An 11912-nucleotide genomic window follows, 5' to 3' on the forward strand; every position below is an offset into this window, starting at 1 on the left:
TCGTTCAAATGAAAACTCCACTACTGAAAAATCTCCCCTTCACTGTTATTGCTGCATCCTTTGCAGTAACGGCATTTGCCCAGGAAACCGTCGTCATCCACGACTGGCAATTCAACGACGCAGCCGGCACCGCCGTTTTCAATGATGCCTTGAACACAGGCGTCCAAGCCGGTGCCGACACCGAGAACTGGCTCGAAACAACCACCGACGGCGAAGGCAACTGGCATGTCACCGGTACAAGTGAAAACCGCTTCTCTGGCTACTGGCTGCACGAAAGCCAGCAACCTGTTTCCGCTGACAAATTGATCCTTGAATGGGCCTACAGTTCATGGGACTGGAGTGCTGTAACCCAGAATCCCAATATCGGATTCGGTTTCTACTCTCCCGGTGACGGCACAAACGGATCTGTCACAATTCTCAGAAACGGGACCAGCATCCGCACACGGGATTCAATCAGCAAAGACGTTGTGAACTTTCTCAGCAACACCATCAGTAGTGCGGACATCCCTGAGCCCCGGGTGCCGATCGATCAGGCAACCAAAATCGAATTCGAGGGTGCTCCAGCCCTTGGTGCTGGAGACAGCCTTAAGTTCCGCTACACGGTCGATTTCACAGCCGAGCCCGATACCTACATCATCGACTATGGTGTCAACGAAAGCGAATACTACACGATCTACACGGGCGAATGGCCATACGGCGATATTGATCAAATTCGCATGCAGGCGGCTAACCCTGAGGTGGGTAACAGCGTTAAAATCGATTACATGGTCGTAACCGGCGAGAATGTCGTTTTCCCGGAGCTGGCAAGCTCCCCATGGGCGGATGTGTATCCATTGATTGGCGACATCGTACGCGACACCGGGATCGGTTGGATCGATGATTCCCAGTACCCGTATGTCTACCACTTCAATGCGGACACCTGGCTGTATATCGATTCGGACAGCGCAACATTGGAATCCATCTACGGCTACAACTTTGCCTATGGTTTCTGGTTCTGGACAGCCGACGATATCGATGGCTGGCACTTTAACCTGGAAGATCCCGAATACGGCCAAAGCGGCTGGGCACCTTGGTACTAGAGCCCTTTCACGCCACCTGATTACGATCAATTTCCACCTGGATTATCTTGAAGCCGCCGGGAAACCTGCGCGGTCAAGGGAGAGATCTCCGATAAGGTTAAAATCCGGAAGGATTACCTTGCCGGAGATTATTTTTTGGGAAAGCTTATAAAAAATAGTCATCACAATGCCCATCCCACCGAGGCCAGGCCGCCTTAAATGGCCTACATTGGCCATCATTCTGGTCATCATCGCATCAGCCATACCATTGGTAGGGCAGCGCATCATGGTGAGGGCGGTTGACCAACTCAGCGGCACGGGAATCGCCAATGCGGAATTGGTTTTTCCAGGGGCCGGGTTGCGCGGACGGAGCGATGCCAGCGGCTGGATCCAGATCGACACACAGCTGGAAGGCATTTTTGAATCGATTTTGACTGCCGACGGTTACGGCAGCCGCCGCTTCCGGCTCGAAATTGCCGCAGACAAGCCTTCCTTTCGTCAGGAACTCTTTCTCAACCCACTCATTGTGAACCTGGCAGCCTTCGAGGTAGAAGGGAGCCTGACGGATGCCGACCGGGACGCACTGGCAAAGCGTGAAAGCGTTGCCCCAGTGGACCAGTTGTCCGGAGAGGCTTTGCAGGATGTGACCGACAATGGGCTCGAAGACACCCTTGAAAAAGTCTCCGGGGTCACTGTTGAGACCGACGGCGAATCCGTATCCGGAGTCAATATCCGTGGTGCGGGCCCAAGACAGACGCGCATTACTGTCGACGGGCAAAGTGTCGCGGGAGGCGGCGGTCGGGGAACGACCCGGGGGATTCGCGCCATGAGCCAGATTCCACGAGAGTTCATCAACAACATCCAAGTGATGAAAGCGCCGACACCGGACATGGATGCCGATGCCATCGGCGGCACTGTCGACTTGCAGACAAGCCGCGTGGCATCCTCGAAAAAGGCGAGAAGCTCAATCTCCATGTGGAATGGATGGCAGGAGGAACCGGGAAAATGGGGCCACAGGATCAACCTCGCCCATGCAGAGCCCATCGAGTTAGGCGAAAGCGGCTCACGTCTGGGCATACTCCTCGCAGTGAATGGCCAGAAAAACGAGAACGCCCCTGACATGCTCCGCGTCCAAAACCAATGGCCTGAACGGATCAGCCCGGAAACAGGTGAACCCGTGCAAACCCTTGCCCGCCTGCGCATGGGGACACGCGAAATCACCAACCGGGGTTACGGAGTCGTCTTGAATACGGATCTGCAGCTCAATCAGAACAACCACTTCTATCTGAAAGGCATGTGGAATGAGAGGCAAACCGACCTCTCGGTTGAGTTTCATACACCGCAATTCATCCAGGGAAAAATAATCTCCCTTCTTCCAGATTATGGGGAATTTGAAAATTTCCGGCTCGAGAAGCAGTTCCTTGAAAACTCGCCCGAGGATAATTCGGGAAGCATTGTCTTCGGGGCGGAACATCTCCTGGGGGATTGGAAAGTTGACGAGAGTATTGGCTACTCCTTTGCCAAATCCGAATCAAAGGGCTCCGTGAATGGCGTCTTCTTGACAGCCAATGAGTACGATGGCTCCTACGACCTTTCCGTTAATCCATTTCGCCCGCAAATCCGCATCCTGAAAGACGGGGCCGAATCAAGCATTACCGACCTGTTGGACCCCACCCCTTTCAATTTCCAGCGTTATGACATTATTGACAACCTGGCAGATGATTCCGAACTCGCGCTTCGCTTGAATCTGACCCGCAAGGTGGAAAAGGATTCGTCCGAGTGGACCTACAAAACCGGTTTGAAGGCGAGAATTCGCGACGCCGAAAATGATCAGGACAAGGTGAAGTACTTTCCCGTTGACGAGGCCTTTTCTTTGGATGAGATCGCCGCACCGGGTCAGAAAAGTATCTTCCGAAGCCGCTACCCGCTTGGGCCATCCTGGTCGGCCGGGGCCATGCGAGATCGCTTCTTGAACGATCCGGATGCGTTTCGGTCCGATCCTCTGGAAACACTCTTTGATTCGGCGGCCGGGGATTTCACCGTCTCGGAATCCATTTATGCCGCCTACGGGATGATCCAGCGGGAAAGCGATCGGTGGGTCATAATCGCCGGGCTGCGGCTTGAACGAACGGATTCCAAGACACAGGGATTTCAAACAATTTCTGAGATTGACGAAAACAATGAGCGGATTGTTGAGGTGAATCCAGTGTCCATTTCGGACCAATATAACATGCTCCTTCCCGGGTTTCACGCCCTGTTCAAGCCCACTCCAAACTGGGTTATCCGGGGCTCCCTGACACGCACCCTGCAACGTCCGGATTTCCGCGACCAAAGCCCCTCAGCACGCGTTGATCTGGACAGGAAGCGTATCCGTGCAGGAAACCCTGAACTCGATCCCTTCGATGCCAAGGCCATCGATCTGGGAACGGATTTCTTTTCAGACAAATGGGGCTCCATGTCGTTCGCACTCTTCTACAAGCGGATCGATGACTTTATCGTCGATACCGAACAGGAGACCGAGTATCTGGGCGAACCCGGCTTTATCCTTTCCCAATCGGTTAACGGCTCCCCCGCGGATTTGTATGGTCTCGAAGCATCCTATGCGACCCGGCTCACCTTTCTTCCAGATCCCTTCGCAGAGACTGAATTCGTCGCAATGTACGTCCTCACGGACAGCACCGCCGCCTATCCCAATTATCCCGGGGAAAACATCATGCTGCCCAAGCAGGTTGAACAAACAATCAACATGACCTTGCGTTGGCGTTTCCAGAACTGGACCCTTGCCTACCGGGCACGCTACCGCGGTGAACAGCTCAACAATTTGATCCGGCCAGGCCAGGACCAGTTCAATGAGGCTTTCTGGACACATGCCATCAACCTGAACTACAAGATCAACAACACGGTAAACCTCTCAATCGGCCTGGCCAATCTCAACAAGCCGGACCGGTCAAGTTACCAGGGATCCACCCAGCGCATGGTAGGGAATTTCGAGGGATCCCGCTCAATCAACATCGGCCTGAACATCAAGCTTGGATCCAGTCTTTTGGACAGAATCCTCAACCGGCACTCCGTCAATTAGGGTTCTCCGGATTCAGGAGATCCGACCCTTGCAACTGTGTGCGAATTTGTTCCCATCTGCCGCGTAGTGTGAGCTTTACAAGAAGGATGCGAAGGAGTAATTCAACTACATGCCCGATTCCAATTTATTGGCTCCTGTTGATGCCTGGCTACCCCTTCCCAAAGCAGAATGGAACGAAACAACCGGCAGGCATCTGGCCAGCCGTTTGGGATATTCCGTTCAGCCGGATCTGGTCGAGGCGTTCCTAAAAGGGGGACCGAAAACTTCCATCAAGATTGCCCTTGGCAGTATCAACGGCATGCCCCAGCCGGAGATGTTGGTGGGGATGATGGAGGAGATAGAAGCGTCCGTTATGTCCCTGCGGGAAGCGGACGAAATAGAGAAACGGGAGATCCGGCAAAACTTGAGAAAACTTAACCGTACCGGATACAATGACTTCGCTCTTCAATGGATCCGTTTTGCAAGAAATCCAGCCAACAGCTGTCAGGAAAAGCTCACTCTCTTTTTCCAGAATGTCTGGGTGGTCGCCTTTGCGGGTGTTCGCAGCACCCCTGCCCTGCTTGATTATCAGGAAAGGATTCGCCGCTCCATTGGCGGAACATATCCAGAGATGTGCAAGCATCTGGCCGTCTCCCCGGCAATGGTGCGCTACCTGAACCTTAACCAGAACCGTAAAGGTTCCCCCAATGAGAATTTTGCCCGTGAGCTCTTCGAATTATTCTGTCTCGGTGAAGGCAACTATACGGAGAATGACATCAAGGAGGCGGCGCGCGCCCTCACCGGCTACGTTGTCAACCAGGAGGACGAAGTCAGATTCATCGACAGGAGGCATGATAACTCGAGGAAAACCATTTTTGGTCAGACTGGAAACTTCGGTCTGGAGGAGCTGATCGATCTAGTCTTCAAGCAACCCGCAGCGGATGAGTTTCTGCCCCGGGAACTTGTTCGCGCATACTTGACCGAGGATGGCCTGCCGGATCAATATATTGCTGAGCTGGGTACTCAATGGAAAGCGGCCGGATTCTCAATTCCCTACCTGATCTCAACCTTCTTCAGCTCAAGGCTTTTCTATGATGAGCGCTTTCGGGACAACCTCATCAAGTCGCCTTTCCATTATTACCTGGGCCTGCTACAGGACCTTGACCTGGACGTCTTCCCCTCACCAAGGCTGACGACCAACATGATCCGTTCGATGGGACAAGCCTTCTTCAACCCTCCCAATGTCCGGGGTTGGGTTGGCGGGCGCCATTGGATTAATTCGGCTACCTTGATCGCAAGGAATCGACTCGTCCAAAGCGTCATGAATCGTCCTCCGATGGGCCAACTGAACGCAGATGAAAAAGCAGCCTTGGAAAAGGCTGTTGAAGCAGGCGAAGCACGCCTTCAGGTTGATCCAGGGTGGCTGACTCGGCTGGGGAAGATGCCTTTGGACGAGGTTGCAAAGGATCTTGCGGCACGATTGTACACAAATCCGGATTCCCGCCAACTGGAGGGCATCCTGAATGAAACGGTATCTCCGAAGATGAGCGATCGCCGCAAGGGTGTTGCCTGCTTGATCGCCGCCCTAGCCCAACCTGCCTATCACCTTTGCTGAAAGTATAACCATGAGTACCGACTCTTCATCTTACCCAAAGACCCGCCGCGAGTTCCTCAAGCAATCCACTTGCGGACTCGGATTCATCGCCTTCAGCACAGTGGCCCCCTCTTTCATCACGCAATCATTGCGGGCGGGAGCCCCCATTGCGGAAAAAGATCGAAGCATCCTGGTTCTCATCCAGCTGGCAGGGGGTAATGATGGACTGAATACAGTTGTTCCCTATGCCGATGACAATTACTATCGGCTCCGTCCAAAGCTTGGGTTGAAACAGAAGCAGTTGCACAAACTCAACGACCAGCTCGGATTTCACCCGGCCTGCGGAAAAATGCACGGCCTGTTTGAGGACGGAAAACTCGGTATCATCCAGAATGTTGGTTACCCAAACCCCAACCGGAGCCACTTTCGCTCAATGGAAATCTGGGAAACGGCTTCAGACAGCAACGATTACCTGACCGACGGTTGGGTTGGCCGCTACTTTGACAATGCCTGCTCGGGTTCACCCTCGCCCGATCCCGCAGGACTGAACATCGGCAATGAATTACCGGACGCTTTCCTCTCGAACCAGGAACACAACATATTCAGCCTTCAGGGAAATCAGGGGCGACGCAACGGGAACCTCAACGGTCTTCTCTCGGGCGTGAAGGGACTTTCGTACAAGGATGACAGCAATGCCAATTTCCTTCAGCACACGCTCATGGATACCCTCGTCACGGAGAGACGTGTTCTCGAGAAAATCGGGAATTATCGTTCAATGGAGGAGTATCCGCAGACACGCCTTGGCAACGCTCTCAACAAGGTTGCCGGCCTCATCGCTTCAGGCATGGAAACACGGGTCTACTTTGTCTCCCACGGGGGATTTGACACCCACGCAAACCAGGCCCTTCGCCATAAGGATCTTCTCACGCAATTGTCGGATGCCATGCATGCCTTTCAATCGGATCTCGAGGCACACGCCTTGCAGGATCAGGTCCTGACCATGACCTTCTCCGAGTTTGGCCGCCGGCCTTCCGAAAATGCTTCCGGCGGTACCGACCATGGTACAGCAGCTCCGCAGTTTGTCATGGGTAGCCAACTCAACAAGTCGCTGCTGGGTCAGGCTCCCGACCTCTCGGTTGGGATAAACAAGGATCTCAAGCACAGCACCGATTTCCGCTCCGTTTACGGCACAGTCCTTCAACGCTGGTTTGAGACAGACCCGGAGCCAATACTCGGGGGCAAGTTTCCCCCGGTTGATTTTCTGGCTTAGGAGTTCAAGGAAAGTTGAAGTTTCCGGATGTCCTCCGCCGCGAGGGTATAGGTCTCCGATGTTGCCCTGTCCGGAAGGATCGCCTTGCCGGAGATAGCTTTCTTAAAGAAGGTGTCCATCACAGCGGACGAAAGTTCGCCGGTTGCCAGTCCGGCCCGCAAAGCACCCCCAAGGGCGACCGAGCCGGGAACGGACAGTCGCTTGACCTCCGCCTGGAAGACGTCCGCAGCGATCTGTGCGATGGCATCATTCTGCGATGCGCCACCGGTCAGGTAAATCACATCAGGGGAGAGCTGCATCCATTCCGAACATAAGCGCATGTTCAGGAATTGTCCCTCAACGCAGGCCCGCGCGGAAGTTGGATTGCTGACCCAATCGTCCGCGAACGGTCCGGACACAACAGGTTCCTTTACATCAACACGCGGGCTGATCTCAGGGCCAAAGAATGGAAGCATCCGGTTTCCATCGCTTCCCGGCAACGTTTCTTCCAGAGTTTTGCTAAACTGGTCCCAGTCCATGCCGAGGCGGTCGCGCACCTTTTCCCGGGCAAGTGATCCATTGATAAAACACTGCAGCGTCATGAACCCGCCGAGCGGATTTCCAAATACATGCCCGCACCCCGCAGGATCGGTCAGGGGTTCCGGCATCGCGGCAAAGAAGGTATCCGATGTGCCAAGGCTGATGATCACCTTGCCTGGCTCAGTGGCCCCCATGCCGACAAGGCTGCTGGGATTGTCACCGGTAAAGGCGACAACACTCGCCGAAGGGGCAAAACCATACTTTGCCACAAAGTACCCCGCTACCGGACCAACAACGGTCTGGGATGGCAAGGCAGGTGGTAGCTTCTCGCGCAATCCGGGTGCCGTCGCCTCGAGCAAATCATCATCCCAGTCGAGTGTTTCCAGATTGAGCAGGTTCATCCCCGCGCCGTCACCATGATCGATCGGGGCGTCCGTTCCGGCCAGCACGCTTGCCATGAAGGAACTCACCAGATGTATATGGGCAGTCGATACATAGGAGGCCTTCTCGGATTCAAAAAAGCGGCGGATCTGCGGACCGCTGAAGCGCTCAATGGCAATCGATCCGGACTTTTTGCACACCTTGATCGAACTACCAAGAGCCTTTTCAATCGCTCGGCATTGGACGGTTGTCGAGGTATCCATCCAAATCGGTGAAGTCTTCCGCGAAAAACAACCGGCAAACTGCTCGGAGAGTGACTTTGCCGGATCAATTGAACTGAGCCGTGCAACACCGTCTGCATTCAGGTAAACCGTTCCGTGCTGCTGCCCTGCGCCACTGATCGCGGTAATTGAGCGAAAGTCCACACCGGTCGCAAGAAGACGTTCGAGGCACAGGTCCAAGGCATCCAGCCACATCAGCGGATCAGAATGCACTTCGCCATGTTCACCATCCGGAATAAATCCCTGCGGTGCCTTGTATTGCGGCAGGTCCGTCCCGAAGTTGACTGACGCATCAGCGACCACTTTTCCCGTTATTCCGTCGAACACAAGCGCAGACACGCTCTGCGTCGAAGAGTCAATTCCCAGATACTGAGCCATGGCTTTCTTTCTGTCGTTATTATTGAACTACAAATCACGCGAATAGAACGGATTGTTTAACTGCGGAATATACAAAATATACGGAAAGACTTTTAAACAAGGAAGCACTTCCAAGCAAAATTTCCGTTTTTTCTGTTCTTCCATAGTCCAATCATTCGTGTATATCCGTGAAATTCGTAGTTGTTTTCTTAATTTACAGAAACGTGTTGATCAGATTCTCCAACATTTCCTGACGACCGGAAGCCAGCTGCGGTTCGCCATTGGCAAGCGCGATCTTCTCCAGTTCCTCAAGCGTCATCTTGCCGCTCTCCACCTTCTGGCCTGCTTCAGAATCAAAGCTGCTGTAGCGTTGCTGGACAAACTCCGCCATGCGCCCGTCCGCACGGATCGCCGCGGCAATTTTCAAGCCGCGGGCAAAGGCATCCATGCCCCCAATGTGCGCGTGGAATAAATCATCAGGATGGTGTGACTCACGACGGCGTTTTGCGTCGAAATTCAGCCCGCCTGTCGTGAATCCGCCCATACCAAGGACCACCAGCATGACTTGTGTGGTCTGGTAGATGTTGGTCGGGAACTGGTCGGTATCCCAACCGATCAGCTGGTCCCCACGGTTGGCGTCAATGCTGCCCAGCATGCCCGCATTGGCGGAAACGGTCAGGTCGTGCTCGACAGTATGCCCGGCCAGCTCAGCGTGGTTGGTCTCAATATTGAGACGGAAGTGCTCCATCAGGCCGTATTCACGCAGGAAATTCAGGCAAGTCGCGGCATCCGAATCATACTGGTGCGTCGAGGGTTCGCGCGGCTTGGGCTCGATATAAAACGGTCCCTCAAAGCCGATCTTCTTCTTGTAATCCACGGCCATGTGCAGGAAGGCACCGAGATGGTCCAGTTCGCGCTTCATGTCCGTGTTGAGCAGGCTGGAATAGCCTTCGCGGCCACCCCAAAAAGTGTAGCCAAGCCCGTCCAGCTCGTTCGTGCACTCAATCGCCTTGCGGACCTGTGCGGCCGCGTAGGCGTAGACATTTAAATCGGGTGATGTGGCGGCTCCTTGCGCAAAACGCGGATGGGCAAACAGGCAGGCGGTTCCCCAGAGCAATTTCTTATTATGCTCAGCCTGCTTCTCCTTCAGCTTGGCGACAACTGCCTCAAGTGCGGCGTTGCTCTTGGCGAGGTCGTTCAACTCCGGGGCAATGTCACGATCATGCCAGCAGTAGTAATCAATCCCGATCTTATCGAGAAACTCGAAGAACACATCGACGCGTCTCAAGGCATTCTCAACGGAGTCGCTTCCGTCATCCCAGGGCATGAGGGCCGTACCCGCGCCAAACGGGTCGCCCAGGACATTTCGCATCACGTGCCAGTAAGGCGCGGCAAAGCGCAAATGATCGCGCATTGACTTGCCCTCGACAAGCTCGTCCGGGTTGTAGTGCTTGAAAGCAAGCGGGTTCTTTGAGTCCGGGCCTTCAAAGGAGATTTTTGGTACAGTGAAATAGTCGCTCATAAGGGCTGTATTGTATCATAATCCCATAAAAAGAGAATTGCACTCGTCATCAATTCCTGTGCAGTTTTAATCAGAATGGCAAATCTGGCAAACAGGATGTCCCTATCGGGTGATTCACTCGCAAATGGGCTTATTGAGCTGTTTGAAGACCTTCAGGACACCCTTTTCTGGGTCAAGGATACGGAATTAAGGCTAATTGCGATTAACCCTGCCTTTGCCGAACGGGTCAACCTGCCGAAAGACCGGATTCTCGGCCGGACCGATGCTGACTTCTATTTCCCGGAGCTTGCACGCACCTTCATGGCCGATGACCGCCAGGTCATTGACACAGGGCTTCCCATCCACCGGAAATTCGAACTTCTGGCCAATCGGTTCGGCGGGGTTGAATGGCGCTCCACCACGAAGGTTCCCCTGATCGATACAAAGGGGAACGTTGTCGGGACAACAGGAATTTCACGCCCGCTCCGGACAGGCGGTGCGGATCCCCTGCCCGCCCCATACGCCTCTTTCGCCCGAATTGTCGACTTTGCCCGCGAGCATCTGTCGGAGGGGATTGATGTTCCGGGGATTGCCCAGCACGCTGGCATGTCAGTGGCCACACTGGCCCGCCGCTTCCGGTTGCACATGCGCCTTTCACCCGGTGAATTTCTGGCCCAGCTCCGCATTTCAAGGGCTTGCAAGCTCCTCGCCGATTCCCCGCTCAACATCACTGAGATTGCCATTGGCTGCGGCTATGAGAGCCGTTCGGCTTTTTCACGCGCTTTCCGCAGGCAGATGAAAACCTCCCCCACCGACTACCGTAAATCCAGTCTGAACGAAGCCTGATCGCGCTGCATGGCCTGCTCTAAAAGCCCTAATTTTATTGCGGCGGAGCCTTCTCCCGCCAACCTTTGAAGCATATGGAAAGTATTCAACGGATTGCGGATGCACGGGAACGGCTTTTTCAGGAATTACGCAAGGTCCTTGTCGGTCAGGAAGAGATCATGGACCTGCTCCTGATCAGCCTTCTGGCGCGGGGTCACTGCCTTCTCACAGGTGTCCCGGGATTGGGTAAGACGCTCTTGATCAAGACGTTGGCACAGACCCTCTCCCTCAATTTCAAACGGATTCAGTTCACCCCTGACTTGATGCCCGCAGATATTTTTGGAACAGAAGTCATCGAGGAGGACCCGGTCACTGGTAAGCGGCACTTTCGCTTTGTCCCGGGACCGGTCTTCACGCACTTGCTCCTCGCCGACGAAATCAACCGGACACCTCCCAAGACCCAGGCAGCCCTGCTTGAGTCGATGGGTGAGCGTCAGGTTACTGCCGCCGGACAGCAAATGGCCCTTGAGCCGCCCTTCTTCGTCCTCGCAACACAGAACCCGATTGAGCAGGAAGGCACCTATCCACTCCCGGAGGCACAACTGGACCGCTTCCTGATGAATCCAATTATGGATTACCTCACCGAGGAGGAGGAGATCGAAATGGTAGCCGCAACGACTTCGCCCGCCAGCGCGCTCCCGGAGGCTATCTTCAGCCGAGAGGAAATCCTTGAGCTGCAGGACTTGGTCCTTCAAGTCCCGGCAGCTTACGAAGTCATTCGCACTGCCGTCCATCTGGTGGCCATGACGCGTCCGAAAAATTCCGACGCACCAACGATCGTGAAGGAAAAGGTCAGCTGGGGAGCTGGTTCACGTGCTTCGCAGGCACTTGTCCTTGCCGGTAAGGCGCGGGCCCTTCTTCACGGACGGGCGCACCTCGCCACGGAAGACATTCGAGCCCTTGCCCAACCGGTCCTGCGCCACCGCATCATCCCGAATTTCCATGCCGAGGCGGAGAACATGACCAGCGACGATATCATCAAGGAACTCACCCACAAGTTCTGTTAAC

The 11912-nt window shown here is 54.5% G+C and carries 8 protein-coding genes; 6 read left to right on the forward strand and 2 right to left on the reverse strand.

The window, feature by feature from the left end; all coding sequences use genetic code 11:
* The first annotated feature begins 8 nt into the window (after window positions 1-8).
* The 4 genes from G0Q06_RS12170 (at window position 9) to G0Q06_RS12185 (ending at window position 6980) form a co-directional block, all read left to right on the forward strand.
* Complete coding sequence (locus G0Q06_RS12170; protein WP_163966437.1) at window positions 9-1079, forward strand: hypothetical protein; 1071 nt, start codon at window positions 9-11, stop codon at window positions 1077-1079.
* Window positions 1080-1245: 166 nt separating this feature from the next.
* Window positions 1246-4137, forward strand: coding sequence for a TonB-dependent receptor (locus tag G0Q06_RS12175; protein ID WP_163966439.1), 2892 nt, complete (start codon window positions 1246-1248; stop codon window positions 4135-4137).
* Window positions 4138-4246: 109 nt separating this feature from the next.
* Window positions 4247-5731, forward strand: a complete 1485-nt coding sequence (locus G0Q06_RS12180) for a DUF1800 family protein (protein WP_163966441.1) — start codon at window positions 4247-4249, stop codon at window positions 5729-5731.
* 10 nt (window positions 5732-5741) lie between these two features.
* Window positions 5742-6980: a DUF1501 domain-containing protein gene (locus tag G0Q06_RS12185; RefSeq protein WP_163966444.1), complete on the forward strand. Its 1239-nt coding sequence runs from the start codon at window positions 5742-5744 to the stop codon at window positions 6978-6980.
* Here the strand turns inward: G0Q06_RS12185 and G0Q06_RS12190 are convergent.
* A complete protein-coding gene (locus G0Q06_RS12190) occupies window positions 6977-8539 on the reverse strand; it encodes a xylulokinase (protein ID WP_163966446.1) in 1563 nt (520 codons plus the stop codon). The two genes, G0Q06_RS12185 and G0Q06_RS12190, sit on opposite strands and share 4 nt — an antisense overlap.
* A gap of 193 nt (window positions 8540-8732) precedes the next feature.
* On the reverse strand, window positions 8733-10040 hold the full coding sequence (gene xylA / locus G0Q06_RS12195) for a xylose isomerase (RefSeq protein WP_163966449.1): 1308 nt from the start codon (window positions 10038-10040) through the stop codon (window positions 8733-8735).
* 75 nt (window positions 10041-10115) lie between these two features.
* On the opposite strand from xylA, the gene G0Q06_RS12200 reads away from it, so the two are divergent.
* Both G0Q06_RS12200 and G0Q06_RS12205 read left to right on the forward strand, forming a co-directional pair.
* A complete protein-coding gene (locus tag G0Q06_RS12200) occupies window positions 10116-10865 on the forward strand; it encodes an AraC family transcriptional regulator (protein ID WP_163966451.1) in 750 nt (249 codons plus the stop codon).
* A gap of 74 nt (window positions 10866-10939) precedes the next feature.
* Window positions 10940-11911, forward strand: coding sequence for an AAA family ATPase (locus G0Q06_RS12205; protein ID WP_163966454.1), 972 nt, complete (start codon window positions 10940-10942; stop codon window positions 11909-11911).
* The last annotated feature ends 1 nt before the right edge of the window (window position 11912 follow it).

The organism is Oceanipulchritudo coccoides (assembly GCF_010500615.1).
GTDB classification, from domain to species: Bacteria; Verrucomicrobiota; Verrucomicrobiia; order Opitutales; family Oceanipulchritudinaceae; genus Oceanipulchritudo; species Oceanipulchritudo coccoides.